The organism is Streptomyces sp. NPDC057302, assembly GCF_042667685.1.
GTDB lineage: Bacteria > Actinomycetota > Actinomycetes > Streptomycetales > Streptomycetaceae > Streptomyces.
This window is the reverse complement of sequence record NZ_JBHUZJ010000103.1, coordinates 1-16,650: the sequence shown is the minus strand read 5'-3', so window position 1 is coordinate 16,650 and position 16,650 is coordinate 1. Positions and strand designations below refer to the sequence as shown.

Annotated in this window: 16 protein-coding genes; 8 read left to right on the top strand and 8 right to left on the bottom strand. The window is 70.2% G+C overall.

The features are described 5' to 3' along the window. The first annotated feature begins 13 nt into the window (after positions 1–13). A complete protein-coding gene (locus tag ACFUPX_RS39955; RefSeq protein ID WP_383333894.1) occupies positions 14–1,198 on the top strand; it encodes a GDSL-type esterase/lipase family protein in 1,185 nt (394 codons plus the stop codon). Positions 1,199–1,270: 72 nt separating this feature from the next. Here ACFUPX_RS39955 and ACFUPX_RS39950 read toward each other — a convergent pair whose 3' ends face one another. After that, on the bottom strand, positions 1,271–2,017 hold the full coding sequence (locus ACFUPX_RS39950; RefSeq protein WP_383333892.1) for an ankyrin repeat domain-containing protein: 747 nt from the start codon (positions 2,015–2,017) through the stop codon (positions 1,271–1,273). A gap of 191 nt (positions 2,018–2,208) precedes the next feature. Between ACFUPX_RS39950 and ACFUPX_RS39945 the strand changes: the two genes are divergently transcribed. Both ACFUPX_RS39945 and ACFUPX_RS39940 read left to right on the top strand, forming a co-directional pair. Next, positions 2,209–3,312: a chitinase gene (locus tag ACFUPX_RS39945; RefSeq protein ID WP_383333919.1), complete on the top strand. Its 1,104-nt coding sequence runs from the start codon at positions 2,209–2,211 to the stop codon at positions 3,310–3,312. Positions 3,313–3,371: 59 nt separating this feature from the next. Continuing rightward, entirely contained in the window at positions 3,372–4,508 is a 1,137-nt protein-coding gene (locus tag ACFUPX_RS39940; protein WP_383333890.1) for a PQQ-dependent sugar dehydrogenase, read from the top strand. Positions 4,509–4,511: 3 nt separating this feature from the next. Here the strand turns inward: ACFUPX_RS39940 and uvrA are convergent, their stop codons facing one another. The 3 genes from uvrA to ACFUPX_RS39925 all read right to left on the bottom strand — a co-directional run bounded on the left by uvrA (position 4,512) and on the right by ACFUPX_RS39925 (position 9,587). After that, positions 4,512–6,998 carry an excinuclease ABC subunit UvrA gene (gene uvrA / locus ACFUPX_RS39935; protein ID WP_383333889.1) on the bottom strand — a complete coding sequence of 829 codons (2,487 nt, stop codon included), beginning with the start codon at positions 6,996–6,998 and terminating at the stop codon, positions 4,512–4,514. Positions 6,999–7,111: 113 nt separating this feature from the next. Next, a complete protein-coding gene (locus ACFUPX_RS39930; RefSeq protein ID WP_383333887.1) occupies positions 7,112–7,792 on the bottom strand; it encodes a fasciclin domain-containing protein in 681 nt (226 codons plus the stop codon). A gap of 142 nt (positions 7,793–7,934) precedes the next feature. Then, positions 7,935–9,587: a molybdopterin-dependent oxidoreductase gene (locus ACFUPX_RS39925; RefSeq protein ID WP_383333885.1), complete on the bottom strand. Its 1,653-nt coding sequence runs from the start codon at positions 9,585–9,587 to the stop codon at positions 7,935–7,937. 206 nt (positions 9,588–9,793) lie between these two features. On the opposite strand from ACFUPX_RS39925, the gene ACFUPX_RS39920 reads away from it, so the two are divergent. Next, the gene (locus ACFUPX_RS39920) at positions 9,794–9,946 is read left to right on the top strand and encodes a hypothetical protein (RefSeq protein WP_383333883.1); all 153 of its coding nucleotides are present in this window, start codon (positions 9,794–9,796) and stop codon (positions 9,944–9,946) included. A gap of 86 nt (positions 9,947–10,032) precedes the next feature. After that, entirely contained in the window at positions 10,033–10,782 is a 750-nt protein-coding gene (locus ACFUPX_RS39915) for an anti-sigma factor domain-containing protein (RefSeq protein WP_383333881.1), read from the top strand. 13 nt (positions 10,783–10,795) lie between these two features. Here the strand turns inward: ACFUPX_RS39915 and ACFUPX_RS39910 are convergent, their stop codons facing one another. Next, entirely contained in the window at positions 10,796–11,296 is a 501-nt protein-coding gene (locus ACFUPX_RS39910) for a hemerythrin domain-containing protein (protein ID WP_383333879.1), read from the bottom strand. A gap of 170 nt (positions 11,297–11,466) precedes the next feature. Further along, positions 11,467–11,955, bottom strand: coding sequence for an ATP-binding protein (locus ACFUPX_RS39905; RefSeq protein ID WP_383333877.1), 489 nt, complete (start codon positions 11,953–11,955; stop codon positions 11,467–11,469). 277 nt (positions 11,956–12,232) lie between these two features. Here ACFUPX_RS39905 and ACFUPX_RS39900 point away from each other — a divergent pair, with 277 nt between their 5' ends. The 3 genes from ACFUPX_RS39900 to ACFUPX_RS39890 are packed head-to-tail and all read left to right on the top strand — an operon-like array spanning position 12,233 to position 14,660. Then, the gene (locus ACFUPX_RS39900; RefSeq protein ID WP_383333875.1) at positions 12,233–13,042 is read left to right on the top strand and encodes an alpha/beta fold hydrolase; all 810 of its coding nucleotides are present in this window, start codon (positions 12,233–12,235) and stop codon (positions 13,040–13,042) included. Next, on the top strand, positions 13,042–14,313 hold the full coding sequence (locus ACFUPX_RS39895; RefSeq protein WP_383333873.1) for a SpoIIE family protein phosphatase: 1,272 nt from the start codon (positions 13,042–13,044) through the stop codon (positions 14,311–14,313). Before ACFUPX_RS39900 ends, ACFUPX_RS39895 begins: the two co-directional genes overlap by 1 nt. Then, positions 14,310–14,660 (top strand): STAS domain-containing protein, encoded by a 351-nt coding sequence (locus ACFUPX_RS39890; protein WP_383333871.1) that lies wholly within the window; start codon positions 14,310–14,312, stop codon positions 14,658–14,660. Before ACFUPX_RS39895 ends, ACFUPX_RS39890 begins: the two co-directional genes overlap by 4 nt. A 37-nt stretch (positions 14,661–14,697) precedes the next feature. Here ACFUPX_RS39890 and ACFUPX_RS39885 read toward each other — a convergent pair whose 3' ends face one another. Next, complete coding sequence (locus ACFUPX_RS39885) at positions 14,698–15,162, bottom strand: peroxiredoxin (RefSeq protein WP_383333869.1); 465 nt, start codon at positions 15,160–15,162, stop codon at positions 14,698–14,700. Positions 15,163–15,336: 174 nt separating this feature from the next. Further along, positions 15,337–16,182, bottom strand: coding sequence for a SigB/SigF/SigG family RNA polymerase sigma factor (locus ACFUPX_RS39880; RefSeq protein WP_383333867.1), 846 nt, complete (start codon positions 16,180–16,182; stop codon positions 15,337–15,339). Positions 16,183–16,650 lie beyond the last annotated feature (468 nt).

Here is a 16,650-nt window from a genome sequence, read left to right as displayed (position 1 = left end):
GCAGGCGGAAACCATGAACCCCGAGCACGACTGGGTCACCACGCCCATCACCGCGGACATCCTGCGCGGCGCCCTCGACCTGGAGCACACCGAGCACGGCGTCCTGCCGCACCGGCTGCCCGCGCGGGCCCGCGCCCAGAACACGGACGGGCAACTCGCCATGGCGGAGGCCCAGCCCGCCGGCGTACGCCTCGCCTTCCGCACCCGTGCCACCGTCATCGAACTGGACACGCTGCGCACCAAGCGTGTCTACGTGGGCGCCCCGCCCCGGCCGGAGGGCCTGTACGACCTGCTGGTCGACGGCCGCCCGGCCGGTCAGGCCACGGTCGGCGGCGGCAACACCCTGACCATCGACCTCACCACAGGATCCGCCGAGCGCAGTACCGGCCCGGTCGGCACCCTGCGTTTCGCCGAACTGCCCGACGGCGCCAAGGACATCGAGATCTGGCTGCCGCACAACGAGACCACCGAACTCGTCGAGCTGCGCACCGACGCGCCCGTCGAGCCCGCACCGGACCGGGGCCGCAAGATGTGGCTGCACCACGGCAGTTCGATCAGCCACGGCTCCGACGCGGCGAGCCCCACCGCCACCTGGCCCGCGCTCGCCGCCTCCCTCGGCGGCGTGGAGCTGATCAATATCGGCCTGGCCGGCAGCGCCCTGCTCGACCCGTTCACCGCGCGCGCCCTGCGGGACACCCCCGCCGACCTGATCAGCATCAAGATCGGCATCAATCTGGTCAACACCGACCTCATGCGCATGCGCGCCTTCGGTCCCGCCGTGCACGGCTTCCTCGACACCATCCGCGAAGGCCACCCCACCGCACCGCTGCTGGTCGTCTCGCCCGTCCTGTGTCCCATTCACGAGGACACGCCCGGCCCCAGCGCGCCGGACGTCAGCGCCCTGGGCGAGGGGCGGCTCGCGTTCGTCGCCATGGGGGATCCGGACGAGACCGCGAGCGGGAAGCTGACCCTCGGCACGATCCGCGACGAGCTGGCCCGCATCGTGGAGCAGCGTGCGGCCGACGACCCCCACCTGTACTACCTCGACGGCCGAGAGCTGTACGGCGATGACGACTCGGCCGAGCTTCCGCTGCCCGACCAGATCCACCCGGACGCGGCCACCCACCGCCGCATGGGCGAACGCTTCGCCAAGCTGGCCTTCACGTCCGACGGCGCCTTCGGCGACCCGAACGCCTGAAGCCCGGCTCGGCTCCGGCGCCCGTCCGCGCCGTCATGTACGTGACTCAGCCGGAGCCCGCACCCACATAGCTCAGTCGGAGTCCGTCCCGAAGTCCGCGCGCCCCTTGGCGCCTTGGGCGAGCAGCCACCGCACGACGTCCTCCGCGCCCTGCGCGCGGGCGATGTCCAGAGGTGTCATGTCGTCGTAGCCGATCCAGTTCACTTCGGCTCCCTCTTGCAGCAGGCGCTCTGCCGTGGGGAGTTGGCCACCGTGGCAGGCGCCCCAGAAGGCGCTGGTGACCTCGGACCCGGTAGGGGAGTCCGGGGCGGCGAGGAAGGCCTCGACCTGGTCGAGGAGGCCGAGGGTGGCCGCGTCCTGGAGGTCCGCGCGGGCCCCGTGCTCCAGCAGCCTGCGGGCCGCCCGCCACTGGCCGAAGCCCCGCGCGTCGGCGAGCGGGGTGCCGCCGCCGATGACGGCGCCGGAGGCCTCGATGTCGGCGCCCGCGTCGACGAGCGCGTCCAGCGCGGTGACGTCGTCGTTGCTGGCCGCCCAGTGCAGAGGCGTTTCCGTGTGGGCGCCGACGAAGCGGGCGTCGGGGTCGGCGCCTGCCGCGACGAGTGTGCCGATCACCTCCGCCGAGCGGGGGCGGTGGCCGGGCCAGTCGGTGGCGATGTGCAGGAGGCTGCGGCGGCCCGCAGCGGGACCGTCCTGGCTGATGAGGGTGGTGGCCAGAGCGGGATGGTCGGCCAGGAGTCGGCGCAGAGCGGGGACGTCGCCCTCGCGGATCGCCTCGGTCACCGAAATGGCCTGCGGATCCTGGGAGTTGAGGATGTCCATGCGGGGGAGGCCTCCTGCTCGATCGGTCAGGTCCAGACCTATTGACGGCAGGTCTGGACCACTTTACGGTGTGGCGCGTCGCACCACTTACGTCTCCAGGCACCACAGTCCAGGAGGTAAGCGTGTCATCCCGAACCTCTCCTCGCGCCCTCACCCCGCGTCGCGCACCGTCGCGCCTCCTGGCGGTCGGTATGGCGGTGGCCTTCGCCGCGCCGCTGCTCATGGGCGCCGCGCCGGGCGCGGCTCCGAACGGCGCGGCGTCGCAGGACCGCCGGGACATCACTCGGGCGGCCCAGGCGACCCGGGTCGCTCAGGCCGCCGAGAAGGCCCGGGGTGCCCAGGGCGAGACCTGTGCCGTCAAGTCGAAGCCCGCCGGAAAGGTGCTCCAGGGCTACTGGGAGAACTGGGACGGGGCCGCCAACGGCGTTCACCCGCCGTTCGGTTGGACCCCGATCACCGACACCCGTATGCGCGACCACGGCTACAACGTGATCAACGCGGCGTTCCCCGTGATCCGTTCCGACGGCACCGTCCTGTGGGAGGACGGAATGGACTCGACGGTCAAGGTCGCCACACCGGCCGAGATGTGCCAGGCGAAGGCGAACGGCGCCACGATCCTGATGTCGATCGGCGGCGCGGCGGCGGGCATCGACCTCAGCTCCAGCAAGGTCGCCGACCGGTTCGTCGAGACCGTGGTGCCGATCCTGAAGAAGTACAACTTCGACGGCATCGACATCGACATCGAGACCGGCCTCGTGGGCAGCGGCAACATCAACCAGCTCTCCGCGTCGCAGGCCAACCTCGTCCGCATCATCGACGGGGTCCTCGCCAAGATGCCCGCCAACTTCGGCCTGACGATGGCGCCCGAGACGGCGTACGTCACCGGGGGCAGCGTGGCGTACGGCTCGATCTGGGGCGCGTACCTCCCCATCGTGAAGAAGTACGCGGACAACGGCCGCCTCTGGTGGCTGAACATGCAGTACTACAACGGCAGTATGTACGGCTGCTCCGGCGACTCCTACTCCGCCGGAACCGTCCAGGGATTCGTCGCGCAGACGGACTGCCTGAACAAGGGGCTCGTCGTCCAGGGCACCACGATCAAGGTCCCCTACGACAAGCAGGTCCCGGGCCTGCCCGCGCAACCGGGAGCGGGTGGCGGCTACATGTCACCGGGTCTGGTGACGCAGGCGTGGAACCACTTCAACGGCGCGCTCAAGGGCCTGATGACCTGGTCCATCAACTGGGACGGCTCGAAGGGCTGGACGTTCGGGGACAACGTGAAGAAGTTTCTGTAGCCGGTTTTCATAGCAGGTAGGACACCATCCCCCCACTCGCCGCCTCCAGGAGGATCACGGTGAAAGTCCGCACCAGAAGTTCGGCGATCATCGCCACCATCTGCCTCGTCGCTTCCCTCGCCCTGACCGCGGCATCCGCCGACGAGTCCGGCGCCTCCCGCGAGGCGCCGAAGGTCGTGCTCACGAAGGTGACCACGGCCGCGAATCCGACCGCGGGTGCCGCGGGGCCCGGCGGCACGGTCTGGATCGCCGAACGGGCGGGCACCGTACGGATTTTGGACCACAAGGGGCTCGGCAAGCCCGTCCTCGACATCACCAAGGAGACGACCACCGACGGCGAACGCGGGCTGCTCGGCATCGCGTTCGACAAGAAGTTCGCGCACCTCTACATCTCGTTCACGAACCTCGAAGGCACCAGCATCGTGGACGAGTTCGCCGTGCGGCACGGCAAGATCCGGCCCGAAACGCGGCGCACCGTCATCACCCAGACGCAGCCCTATGCGAACCACAACGGCGGTGACATCAAGTTCGGCCCCGACGGCTACCTCTACATCGCGCTGGGCGACGGCGGTTCGGGCGGCGACCCGCACGGCAACGGGCAGAACCTCGACACGCTGCTCGGCAAGCTGCTGCGGATCGACCCGCACGGCGCCAAGCCGTACGCGATCCCGAAGGACAACCCCTTCGTGGGCGACCCGAAGGCGAAGGACGAGATATGGGCGTACGGGCTGCGCAACCCCTGGCGGTTCTCCTTCGACGCGGGCACGGGCGACCTGCTGATCGGTGACGTCGGCCAGAGCGCCTGGGAGGAGATCGACTGGGCCCCCGCCGACAGCGAGGGCGGCGAGAACTACGGCTGGTCCCAGATGGAGGGCAACCATCCCTTCCGGGGCGGCACGGAGCCCGCGAACCACGTGCCGCCGGTCCACGAGTACGACCGCACCGGCCTCGGCTGCTCGGTGACCGGCGGCTACGTCTACCGAGGCAAGGCCATCCCGGAGCTCAAGGGCCAGTACGTGTTCAGCGACTACTGCGACGGCACCATCCGCGCCCTGCAGATGAAGAACGGCAAGGTGACCGGCGCGAGCGACCTCGGCGTCAACGGCGGCGAGGTCATCTCCTTCATGCAGGGCGGCAGGGGCGAGCTGTATGTGCTCGACATAGGTGGCAGCGTCTACCGCATCGACCCGGCGTAAATTTCACGAGCGTGCCAGCCGTGGCGCGAGATAGGGCGCGGTGGCGCTGCGTCGGGACCGGGCGATCTTCGCGGGCGTCCCCGTGGCGACCACCCGGCCGCCGGCGTCACCGCCACCGGGCCCCAGGTCGATGACCCAGTCGGCGGTGGCGATCGTGTCGAGGTCGTGCTCGACCAGGACGACCGTGTTGCCGGCGTCGACGAGCTGGTGCAACTGCCGCAGCAGCAGCGCGATGTCCGCGGGGTGCAGGCCCGCGGTCGGCTCGTCCAGCAGGTAGAGCGTATGGCCGCGGCGGGCTCGCTGCAGTTCGGTGGCGAGCTTGATGCGCTGGGCCTCACCACCGCTGAGCTCCGTCGCGGGCTGGCCCAACCGCAGGTATCCCAGGCCGACTTCCCGGAGCGTTTCGAGGCTCCGGGAAGCGGCGGGAACCTCCGAGAGGAACGTGGCGGCGTCGTCCACGGGCATGGCGAGCACCTCCGCGATGTGCTTGCCGCGATAGGTCACTTCGAGTGTCTCGGCGTTGTACCGCGCGCCGTGGCACTCCGGGCACGGCGCGTAGGTCCCGGGCAGGAACAGCAATTCGACCGCGACGAACCCTTCGCCCTGGCAGGTCTCGCACCGCCCCTCGGCGACGTTGAAGGAGAAGCGGCCGGGCGTGTAGCCGCGCGCCCGCGCTTCGTCGGTCGCCGCGTACAGCTTGCGTACCGCGTCGAACAGCCCGGTGTACGTCGCCAGGTTGGAGCGGGGCGTGCGGCCGATGGGCCGTTGGTCGACCCGCACCAGCCGGTCGAACGATTCGAGCCCGGACGTCTCCCGCACATCGATGTCGAGTTCCGCCGCCTGGGTCTCTTCGGCCTCTTCGGGTTGTTCGGGGGCGAGACCGAGGTGGCCGCGGACGAGCTCGGCGAGCACCTGGGTGACCAGCGTCGACTTCCCGGAGCCGGAGACACCGGTCACCGCCGTCAGCACGTGCAGCGGTACGTCGACGGAAACGTCCCGGAGGTTGTGGCGCCAGACGCCGTGCAGGTGCAGCCAGCCCTGCGGCTTGCGGGGGCGGCGGACCAGCGGCTTCGCACGTCCGAACAGGAAGTCGCCGGTGGCCGACCCCTCGACCTTTTCGAGGCCGGGCACCGGCCCGCTGTACAGCACGCGCCCGCCGGCCTCCCCGGCGCCGGGTCCGATGTCGACGACCCAGTCGGCCCGCCGTACGACGTCCATGTCGTGCTCCACTACGAACAGCGAGTTGCCCGAGGCCTTCAGCCGGTCGAGGACGTCGAGCAGCGGCTCCGCGTCCGCGGGGTGCAGACCGGCGGACGGCTCGTCCAGTACGTAGACGACGCCGAAGAGCCCGGAGCGCAACTGGGTGGCGATCCGCAGGCGCTGGGCCTCGCCGGGCGAGAGCGTCGTCGAGCGGCGGCCGAGACTGAGGTAGCCGAGGCCGAGGTCGAGCAGCACCTCGACGCGTGCGACCACGTCGGCGCAGATCCGCACCGCGGCCTCGGTGCTCTCCCCGGACAGGGCGGTCGACGTGGCCGCCGAGGCCTTCGGCAGTTCCGCGACCGGCCGCAGCAGGGCGACGACCTCGGTGAGCGGCATCGCGTTGACCTCGGCGACGGAGTGGCCCGCGAAGGTGACGGCGAGCGCCTCGGGCCGCAGGCCGCTGCCCTCGCACGCGGGGCAGGGCACACCTTGCACGAACCGCATCGCACGGTCCCGCATCCGCTGGCTCTTGGAGTCGGCCAGGACGTGCATGACGTGTTTGCGGGCGCTCCAGAACGTGCCGTAGTAGCCGTGGTCGACACGGCCAGGCTCCGGCTCGATGAGGACGGAAGGCTGCTCGTCGGTGTAGAGCAGCCACTGTTTGTCCTTCTTCTTGAGCCTGCGCCACGGCCTGTCGACGTCGATGCCGAGGCCGCTCACGATGCTGCGCAGATTGGCGCCCTGCCAGGCGCCGGGCCAGGCCGCGATCGCGCCGTCACGGATGCTCAGCGACGGATCCGGGACGAGCAGCTCATCGGTGACGTCGTGCGCCGAGCCGAGGCCGTGGCAGTGCGGGCAGGCGCCGGCCGACGTGTTGGGCGAGAACGCCTCGGCCTCCAGGCGTTCGGCGTCCGGCGGGTAGGTCCCGGCACGTGAGTAGAGGATGCGAAGGAGATTGGACAGGGTGGTGAGGGTGCCGACCGTCGACCGTGAACTGGGTGCCCCGCGGCGCTGCTGGAGCGCCACGGCGGGCGGCAGCCCGGTGATCTCCTCCACGTGTGGCGCACCGACCTGCTGGAGCAGCCGACGGGCGTAGGGCGCGACGGACTCGAAGTACCGGCGCTGCGCCTCGGCGTAGAGCGTGCCGAAGGCGAGCGAGGACTTGCCCGAACCGGAGACGCCGGTGAAGGCGACCAGCGCGTCCCGGGGAATGTCCACGTCCACGTTCCGCAGATTGTGCTCGTTGGCACCCCGGACGCGCACGCCGTGGTCAGCCGCATTGAATTCCATGGTTCGTGCTTAACCGCTCGGGCCCGCGGCGGTCGGCCGCCACGCTAATGGACCGGCAATTGACCCGGGTGCGAGGGGCCTCGCATACGGTCGGCCCCTCGCACCCGCCTTCGTCACATCTTCGGCATCAGGACCGTGTCGATGATGTAGACGTTGGCGTTGGCCGTCTTGACGTTGCCGCAGCCCACCTTGGCGGTGTCGTTGACCTTGTAGGACTCGCCCGAGCCCGCGGTCGTCAGCTTGGACTTCTCCAGCGTCGGGAACGAACCGTTCTCAAGGTCCTTGGGCGCCAGCTTCTGACCCACCACGTGGTACGTGAGGATCTTGGTGAGCATGGCCTTGTCGCTCAGGACCTTGTCCAGGTCGGCCTTGGGGATCTTCGCGAAGGCGTCATTGGTCGGCGCGAACACGCTGATGTTCTTGGCGTTGTTCAGGGTGTCGACCAGACCGGCCTTCTTGACCGCGGTCACGAGGGTGGACAGGTCGGGGTTGTTGGACGCGGCGGTGGCGACCGGGTCTTTGGCCATGCCGTCGAAGCTGCCCTTGCCGTCCTTGGGCACGGAGGCGCAGGCCGGGCCGAAGGGCTCGTCCATGCTGCTGGCGTCGCCCGCGTCGCCGGAGGAGTTGTCCGTGCCCTCGTCGGTCGCCTTGTCCGAAGCGGCGGACGACTTCGTGTCCGATGACGCCTTGTCCTTGCTGTCGTCGCTCGAACAGGCGGTCAGAGCGAGCGGCAGCATCGCCGCCGCGGCGAGAACGAGGGCTCCACGACGGGTACGGCGGGTGATGGCGTTCATTTCTGCTCCTTGATTGGTTGTGCGCAGTGAGGGAAATTCGCGCGGTAAAGCGATAGGCGGTATGCGATAAACGGTCCGCGGCAGTGAGAATGCGCAATGGGAACGCGGTAAAGGGGACGTGGCATAGGGAACGCGGTAAGGCTCAATCCACGGTGACCACCACCGAATGCCATCCGCTGGCCCCGTCGGGAATCGTGCGGGTCCGCTTCTCGGTCTGGACCTCGCCCGTGCGGTCGGTGGCCCGGACCGTCAGGGTGTGACCGCCGGAGGTGGCCTTCCAGGGGAAGGACCACTGGCGCCAGGTGTCCCGGGTGTCCTCGGCGGCCAGATCGGCCTGGCGCCAGGGACCGTCGTCCACGCGCACCTCGACCTTGTCGATACCGCGATGCTGGGCCCAGGCCACCCCGGCGGCCATCACCGTGGTGCCCGCCTCCGGCCGGGCGAAGGGCTTGGGGGTGTCGATCCGGGACTGGGTCTTGATCGGTGCCTCGCGGGCCCAGTCGCGCTTCACCCAGTAGGGGTCGTAGTCGTCGAACGTGGTCAGCTCGATGTCCTGGATCCACTTGCAGGCGGATACGAACCCGAACAGGCCGGGCACCACCATGCGCACCGGGAACCCGTGCGCGAAGGGCAGCGGCTCGCCGTTCATGCCGAGGGCGAGCATCGCGTCGCGGCCGTCCATGACGTCCTCGACCGGGCTGCCGATGGTCATCCCGTCCACGGACCGTGCGACCAGCTGGTCCGCGGGCCCGCCCTTCGACGGCGGTCGCACACCGCACTGCTCCAGGAGGTCCGCGAGACGTACGCCGATCCAGCGCGCGTTGCCCACGTACGGGCCGCCCACCTCGTTCGAGACGCAGGCCAGCGTGATGTTCCGCTCGATCAGCGGCATGCGCAGCAGGTCCGCGAAGGAGACGGTCTTCTCGCGCGTGACGCCCTTGCCGTGGATCCGCAGCCGCCATGAGGTCGCGTCGACCTTGGGTACCACCAGCGCGGTGTCGACCCGGTAGAAGTCCTGATTGGGCGTCATGTACGGGCTGACGCCCTTGACCCGCAGCGCCGCGCCCTTGGGGACGGGTTTCGCGGCCGAGTCCGGGGCGGGCAGCCTGATCTGATTGCGGGAGGCGACGGCGTCCTTCCCCTGCGCGCCGTTCAGGGACCGGCCGAGCAGGCCGACACCGGTGGACGCTGCCGCGGCGGCCGTCGCGGCGACGATGAATCCCCGCCGGTCCCAGCCCGTCTCCTCGCGGGTCTCGTGCGGCTCCCGCACCTTCTGCGGCTCATCGTCCGTCTCGTGCGCTCCGTCGGCAGGAGCTGGACTCCTGCGTGGCCGCAGGCGTCCGACGAGGTAGTAGAGGAGCCCCGCTCCCACCACGGCGCCGGCCACCGACGGCAGTGCGTCCGCGACGCTCGTGGAGTCGGGCCGGCTCGTCGCGGCGAACCCCCCGACCACGCCGAACACGAGGACTCCCGCCGAGCCGGTACGTCGATACCGTGCCGCCAGTGCTCCGAGGGCGAGCGCGAGCAGGGTGAGGACGGCGAGGATGCCCAGTTGCAGGACGAGCTTGTCGTCCGTCCCGAAGTGCCGGATCGCCCAGTCCTTCACCGCGGCCGGCGTGCGGTCGATCGAGGCCCCGCCCACCGCGATCACGGGACTGGACTCGGGGCGTACCGCGGCGGACGTCAGCTCGGCCGTCGCCAGCGCGGCGTAACCCGCCAGAAGACCGCTCAAGGCGCCGAGCGCGCCGAGCCGCCACACGCCCTTGCTCCTCGATGTTTTCGCTTCTTCGCTCACATCGGGTTATCCGGAGCGGTGGCGGATGCGGATTGGTCCGCCACTCATTTGAGGGGGAAATTATTTTCGACCAATCCGCACCGGCCCACCGCTCCGAATGAACGCGCAACTTCTACCGGGGAATGCCGCGGAACAAGGAGGAAAGCGGACCAATCCGCCGATCGAGGCCGCTCCGAATTACTTGTGGACAGGGAGGTGAAGGCGAGATGACAGACGAAGAGTTCGACGAACTGATGGTTCAGGCCCGAGGAGAGATCCGCGGGAGGACGTTCGCTCCGCCCCCTCCCCAGGACGAGCGGGACGACGACACATATGCCGCTCGGGCGCGGCACACCGAGTTCGGGGCCTGCGCCCACTGAACGACGCTTCCGGCTTCACCAATCCGAAAAGCTTGGGGTGACGAATCAACAATGATGTCGGTGCGAGCGGTGGTGGAGGGCGTGACATGAGGGTGACCGACCCCCACACCCTGGCCGGAGCGTACGCACTGGACGCGCTCGAACCCGACGAGCGCGTCACTTTCGAGGACCATCTCGCCCTGTGTGCCGAGTGCCTTCAGGACGTGGCCGAATTCGCCGCCACGGCCGGCCGCCTTGCCCTCGCCGTCGCCGTCACCCCGCGTCCCGCGCTCAAGCGGGCCGTACTCGGGACGACCACTTACGTCCGTCAGGAGCCGCCGCGCACCGTGCGTGAGACGCGCACGACGGCCGCGCCGCGGAGCACGTGGTGGCTGCGCCGGTTCTCGCTTGCCGCCTGCCTGGCCGCCGCGGCTCTGGGCGGCGTGGCGACCTGGCAGCACCAGGAGACACAGCAGGTGCGCGAGCAGGCAAGCCGCGTCCGGACCGGTGCCGATCAGGCGGCGGCCGTCATCGCCGCCGGTGACGCGCGAACCCACACCGTGTCCCTGCCCGGCGGTGCCCGAGGTGTCGTCGTGACGTCGGCGAGCCGGAACCGCGCGGTTTTCACCGCGTCCGGCCTCGACGCACCGCCCGAGGGGAAGGTCTACGCACTCTGGTTCGACGACGGCGGAGCCATGCGTCCCGCTGGCCTCCTCGACGGCGGCCGGAGCAATCGGATCACCCTCATGGACGGAACGATCGGCCGGGCCACCGGCGTGGGCATCACCGTCGAGCCTTCAGGAGGCTCCAGGACGCCGACGCTGCCGCCGGTCGGCCTGATCGACCTCTTTGCGTGACACGTCCGGGGGGTCAGGCCTTCACGAGCCGCCGGACGCTGTCGATGCTTCCGCAGCCCGCCTTGATGTGCTTGTCGCGTTCCTTGGTGAAGGCGGTACCCAGTTCCTCGCGGCGTTCCATCGCGACGTTCTCGCGTGCGCCGTTGAGGATCGTCCGCTCCTCCTCGTCGGTGTGGTGGGACACGGCCTCGACAAGCTTCTCCAGCTTGTCGTCCCAGTCGTCGGAGCCGATGTCGTCCACCTGAAGGAGGGCGAGCAGCGCCTTGTTGCCCTCCTCGTGCTCCTCGACGCCGTGTTCGACCTCGTGGTTGTCGATGTCCCGGTAGCGCCTGAGCGCGGGGTAGACCTCGGCCTCCTCCGCGTGCGCGTGCGCGATGAGCAGGTCGGCGAACTCCTTCAGGGCGTCGCCCCGTTCGGCTTCGACGCTGCGCATCCGGCGGAACAGGTCCTCCATCCGCCGGTGATCGTCGAGGATCAGCTTCACGACGTCGGTCGTCGTTGCCTTGTCCGGCATGGTGGGGCTCCTTCTCGGCGGGGGCGTGCGAGCTCGGTGGGGTGGGTGCCCGCGTACAGATACGTAACCTGTGCGCCGGTCCACGAGGTGGCTCGTGTACCCGGCCGCCGTGTGTGTCACTCCTGCGGCCTACGGAAGGCGTGTGGCCGCCGCGGCACGCGCCGGGCGGATCACCGAGAGGTGCGGGGTGCACCGCTTCGCGGGGCGTCGGCGGCCGGTTCGCCGGCCAGGGAGATGCGGGCGGTGATGCTCTTGCCTGCCGGTTCGAGGTCGACGTGGAAATTCTGGGCGACGGCCATGACGATCTCCAGGCCGTGGCCGCCGATCCTGTGCGGGTCCTCGGAGCGGGCGACGGGCCGGGCGCGGGCGCTGTCGTGCACGGTCACCGCCACCGTGGCGTCCTCGATGCACAGCTCCATCAGCATCGGCCCCGGCGCGTACTTGCGGGCGTTGGTGACCAGTTCGCTGACCACCAGTTGGGTGAGGTCCATCGCGCGGGCCGAGACGGCGACGTTCTGGTCCGTCTGGACGCGGGTGAGGAAGTCGACCGCGAGGTGGCGTGCCTCGGCGATGGAGGAGTCCCCGTCGTTCAAGGGAACAGCGACGCCCATGGTGCGGGCTTCCGACGGCCCCGCGCCGTCACTGCCGGCTGACTCCATTTCGTCTCCACCCTCGTCCCCGTTGTCTGCGCTCACCTACCCTGCTGGACGCTTCGCATACGGGTCCGGCTCGGATCGATAATTCGTTCGATCCGGCCGTCCGCGCCGGGAGGCGGACTTCCGGCGCACGCTCGGGCTCGCGCCGCACCAGCGAGTGCAGTCGAGAACATGGTGACAGACACCTGCCCGCTCCGGCCCGCTCGTCCGTGGACCGGGCGTGGCCGGCGCCGTGGCCGCCGGGGAAGCAGGCTGCGGGCATTCTGCGAGGATGTGTCGTATGACTGTTCGGAGCAGGAACCACGTGACGGTCTCCGGCAGGGCCGGGGGACCTGTGGTGATGCTGGCGCACGGGTTCGGATGCGACCAGAACATGTGGCGGCTGGTGGTGCCGCTCCTGGAGGACGACTTCACCGTGGTGCTGTTCGACCACGTGGGAGCGGGGCGCTCCGACCTGTCGGCCTGGAGCGAGGAGCGCTACTCCTCGCTGGAGGGCTACGCGGAGGATGTGCTGGAGATCTGCCGCGAGCTGGAGCTCGGCCCGGTGACGTTCGTGGGGCACTCGGTCAGCGCGATGATGGGCGTCCTGGCCGCGTCGTGGGAGCCGGAGGCGTTCGCCGGTCTGGTCCTGCTCGCCCCGTCGCCGTGTTTCATCGACGATCCGGCAGCCGGCTATCGCGGCGGGTTCAGCGCCGAGGACATCGACGAACTCCTCGGCTCGCTGGAGGCGAACTATCTGGGCTGGTCGGGCGCCATGGCCCCGGTCATCATGGGCAATCCCGAGCGGCCGGAACTGGGCGAGGAGCTGACCAACAGCTTCTGCCGCACCGACCCGGAGATCGCCCGCGTCTTCGCCCGCGTCACGTTCCTGTCCGACAACCGCGAAGACCTCGCCAAGGTCACCGTCCCCACCCTGGTCGCACAGTGTTCCAGCGACGCGATCGCGCCCCGGGAGGTCGGCGCCTTCGTACAGGACCAGATTCCCGGCAGCCGCCTGATCACCCTGAACGCGACCGGGCACTGCCCCCAGCTCGCCGCGCCGGAGGAGACCGCGGCGGCCATCGCCGGCTTCGCAGGCGCCGCACGGTGATGTCCAGGACCAGCGACGGCGGGACCGGCGAGCGTCCGGACCCCGAGGAACAGCCCGGAGGCGATCACGCGGCGTTCTCCGCGCTCCTCGAGGACAGCGCCGAGGACCTGTACGAGCACGCGCCGTGCGGCTACCTCTCCACGCTGCTCGACGGCACCATCGCCAAGATCAACATGACGCTGCTCGACTGGCTCGGCTACGCCCACGACGACCTGGTCGGCCGCAGGACGTTCTCCGACCTGCTGACCGTGGGCGGCCGGCTCTACCACGAGACGCACTTCGGCCCCCTGCTGCGCCTCCAGGGCGAGGTCAGCGGAATCGCCCTGGAGCTCAAGGCGGCCGACGGCAGCAGGCTGCCCGTCCTGGTGACCTCCACGGTCAAGACCGGCGGCGACGGACAGCCGCTGCTGATCCGCACCACGGTCTTCGACGCCCGCGACCGCCGCGCCTACGAAACCGAGCTGCTGCGCGCCCGGCAGGAGGCGGAACGCGAGCGCGAGGAACTCAAGCGGCTCAACGCCGCCCTCCAGCAGACCCTGCTGCCCCCGGCGCTGGTCAGCGTGCCCGGACTCGAAGTGGCCGCGCACTACCACATCGCCTCCGCCGACATGGTCGGCGGCGACTTCTACGACCTCTTTCCCCTCGCCGGGGGGACCTGGGGACTGTTCCTGGGCGACGTGTGCGGCAAGGGCGCCGCGGCGGCCGCGGTCACCTCCCTGGCCCGCTACACGCTGCGGGCCGCCGCCGTCTACGACCCCGATCCGGCCGCCGTCCTGAGCAACCTCAACACGGTCCTCAACCACGAATACAACGGCCAGGACCCGCGGTTCTGCACCGTCATCTTCGGACTGCTCACCCCCGAGACCGATCAGGGCGGCTTCCGCGTCACGCTGGCGAGCGGCGGCCACCCACCGGCCCTGCTCCTGCGCGCGGACGGCAGCGCCGACCACCTGCCCACCCCCGGCGGCCAGCTCATCGGGGTCCTGCCCGACGCCCACATCGCCACCACCACCATCCGCCTGACGGCCGGCGACACGCTGCTGCTGCACACCGACGGCCTCACCGAAGCCCACACGGCGTCGAACAGCGACGACGACCGCTACGGGGACGAAGCACTCCTCGACTTCGCCCAGACGCTGGCACCCACCAGCGCACCGGACGTCGTCGCGGCGATCCGTGACCTGCTCGACACCTTCGGCACCGGAGTCGACGACGACACCGCCGTCCTCGCCATCAGCGTGCCCCGACCCACCAGTGAAGAGCGGCAGTGACCAAGCTCGACATCCACGTCCGAACCACCACCGCCGGGCCCGTCGTCGAACTGGTCGGGGCACTCGACTACGACAGCGTCTGCCGGCTGCGCGACCTCCTGCCCGATGTGACCCTCCAGGCAGGCGGGCAGCTCGTCGTCGACCTGGCCGGCGTCACCTTCTGCGATTCGAGCGGTCTCTCCGCCCTGATCGCCGCCCGCAACCACGCCCTGGCTGCTCGGGCGGGCCTCGCCCTGGCAGCGGTCCCCGCCCACATCAGCCGCTTCCTCGGCACCGTCGGGCTGGACCGGGTCTTCCCCACGTACCCGACCGCGCAGGCGGCAGAAGCAGCCTGGACGCCCTCCTAACAGCGCCCCTGACCGAGCCTGCGACGAGGGCAAAGTCCTAGCCGGCCGCGGACCGCAGAGCCGCCAGGGCCCGGTCCGCGTGGGCGCTCATCCGGAACTCGCTGCGCACCACCTCGATGACGCGCCGGTCGGACCCGATGACGTAGGTGGCCCGTTTGGTCGGCAGCGGGCCGAAGCCGCGCGCCACGCCGAACTGCCCGCGCACCACGCCCTCCGGGTCGGACAGCAGGGGGAACCCGAGCGTGTGCAGCCCCGCGAACTCGCGCTGGCGCTCGACCTCGTCCGAGCTGATCCCCACCGGCCGGGCGCCCACCGCGGCGAACTCGGCTGCCAGGTCCCGGAAGTGGCACGCCTCGGCGGTGCAGCCGGGTGTCATCGCCGCCGGGTAGAAGAAGACCACCACCGGGCCTTCGGACAGGAGCGACGTGAGGGACGTCGGGGTGCCCGTCTCGTCGGGCAGGGTGAAGTCCTCGACGAGGGAGCCGACTTGGATCCGGGTCATCTCTGTGCTCCTTGGCGGGGTGCAGATGGGCAGGCGACGATACTACTCGGCGGTAAGTAGGGGTGCGCCCCGCCTGATCCAGCGCGGGGGCACGGCCCGAGCCCCTGGGGCGTGCCCTGGCGCCCCAGGGGCGGCTCGATCGCCGGGGACGGCGCGCGCCCCGCCGCCCCGCCGTCACGCCGCCTGAGCGTGTCCGGCGCCGTCTTCCCCGCGCACGGCCTCCGAACGCACACGGGCGCAGCTGGTGGTGATGAGGCGTGAGACGTGCATCTGGGAGATGCCGAGCTCCTCCGCGATCCTGCTCTGCGTCATGTCCTCGAAGAAGCGCAGGTACAAGATGGTCCGCTCACGCTCCGGCAGCCGCCGCAGTCCCGCCTTGGCGGCCTCCCGGTCGGTGATGCAGTCGTAAGCGGGGTCGGGCGCCCCGAGGGTGTCCGCCAGGCTGAAGCCGTCGGGGTCGGCGGACGAGATCTCGGCGTCCAGGGACAGGGCGCTGTAGCTCGTCATGGCCTCCATCCCGTCACGGACCTCGGCCTCGGTCAGATCCGCCTGCTCGGCGATGGCCGCGATACCGGGCTCGGCGACGCTGCCCGGCTGGTCCAGCAGGTCGCGGCGCGCGACCCGCACCTTGTTGCGCAGCTCCTGGACGCGCCGGGGCACGCGTACGTCCCACATGCGATCGCGGAAGTGCCGCCGCAGCTCTCCGGTGATGGTGGGCACGGCATAGCTCTCGAAGGCGCCGCGCTCCGGCTCGTACCGATTGACCGCCTTGATCAGGCCCATCGCGGCGACCTGGCGCAGGTCCTCGAGGTTCTCGCCCTTGTTGCGGAACCTGCTGGCGAGCCGGTGCGCCATCGGCAGCCAGGCCGTCACGATCTCCTCGCACAGGAGGTCGTGCTCGGGTCCGTCCCGAAGCGTGGCGAGGTGGGCGGCGGCCGCCTTGGTGTCGGGAGCGTCGTCGTGCAGGTGCCGGGTCGCCGTACGGCGACGGGAGGAGGGTGCGGTGAGTTCGGTAAGCATAAGAAGTCGCTCCTCAACGGTGGGCCAACAAGTGACCGCGAGAAACGGGGTGACCCGGAGCCGGACATCCGGCGGAAGTAGGCACACCGCTCCCCGCGAATGCGCCTCCGGTCCGAAGCACGAAGTCCGCGTGCCCCTGGACTCCGAGAGGAAACAACCACCAGGTACGGGCGTTGGTACGAGACGTTCGGAGGCGGTCCTGGAGAGGTCGCCGTGCGGATCCCGGGAGAGCGGGAAGCGCCGCCACCCGGGCGACGTTCACCGGATCGGCGGCGCATGGCGAGAAACGGATGGGGCACACGTGACGCGGGGTGCGAAGTGTCGGAACGGCCTCGGACGCTTCGGTTCCGTCGATCGGCCGCATTGGGGTGCGGGCCGGGGACGGGCCTCTTCGGAGGAGGGCCCCCGGGCGGCCCGGGGGGTTCCCGGGGGGGGAACCCGTGTGATATAAAAAAAAACCAACCCACC

Bases quoted from the DNA above. Each gene is read 5' to 3' on its own strand.
- ACFUPX_RS39955 (WP_383333894.1), top strand. From the start codon at position 14: ATGAACCCCGAGCACGACTGGGTCACCACGCCCATCACCGCGGACATC.
- ACFUPX_RS39915 (WP_383333881.1), top strand. From the start codon at position 10,033: ATGAGGGTGACCGACCCCCACACCCTGGCCGGAGCGTACGCACTGGAC.
- ACFUPX_RS39905 (WP_383333877.1), bottom strand. From the start codon at position 11,955: ATGGAGTCAGCCGGCAGTGACGGCGCGGGGCCGTCGGAAGCCCGCACC.
- ACFUPX_RS39920 (WP_383333883.1), top strand. From the start codon at position 9,794: ATGACAGACGAAGAGTTCGACGAACTGATGGTTCAGGCCCGAGGAGAG.
- ACFUPX_RS39930 (WP_383333887.1), bottom strand. From the start codon at position 7,792: ATGAACGCCATCACCCGCCGTACCCGTCGTGGAGCCCTCGTTCTCGCC.
- ACFUPX_RS39880 (WP_383333867.1), bottom strand. From the start codon at position 16,182: ATGCTTACCGAACTCACCGCACCCTCCTCCCGTCGCCGTACGGCGACC.
- ACFUPX_RS39885 (WP_383333869.1), bottom strand. From the start codon at position 15,162: ATGACCCGGATCCAAGTCGGCTCCCTCGTCGAGGACTTCACCCTGCCC.
- ACFUPX_RS39950 (WP_383333892.1), bottom strand. From the start codon at position 2,017: ATGGACATCCTCAACTCCCAGGATCCGCAGGCCATTTCGGTGACCGAG.
- ACFUPX_RS39895 (WP_383333873.1), top strand. From the start codon at position 13,042: ATGTCCAGGACCAGCGACGGCGGGACCGGCGAGCGTCCGGACCCCGAG.
- ACFUPX_RS39910 (WP_383333879.1), bottom strand. From the start codon at position 11,296: ATGCCGGACAAGGCAACGACGACCGACGTCGTGAAGCTGATCCTCGAC.
- uvrA (WP_383333889.1), bottom strand. From the start codon at position 6,998: ATGGAATTCAATGCGGCTGACCACGGCGTGCGCGTCCGGGGTGCCAAC.
- ACFUPX_RS39945 (WP_383333919.1), top strand. From the start codon at position 2,209: ATGGCGGTGGCCTTCGCCGCGCCGCTGCTCATGGGCGCCGCGCCGGGC.
- ACFUPX_RS39900 (WP_383333875.1), top strand. From the start codon at position 12,233: ATGACTGTTCGGAGCAGGAACCACGTGACGGTCTCCGGCAGGGCCGGG.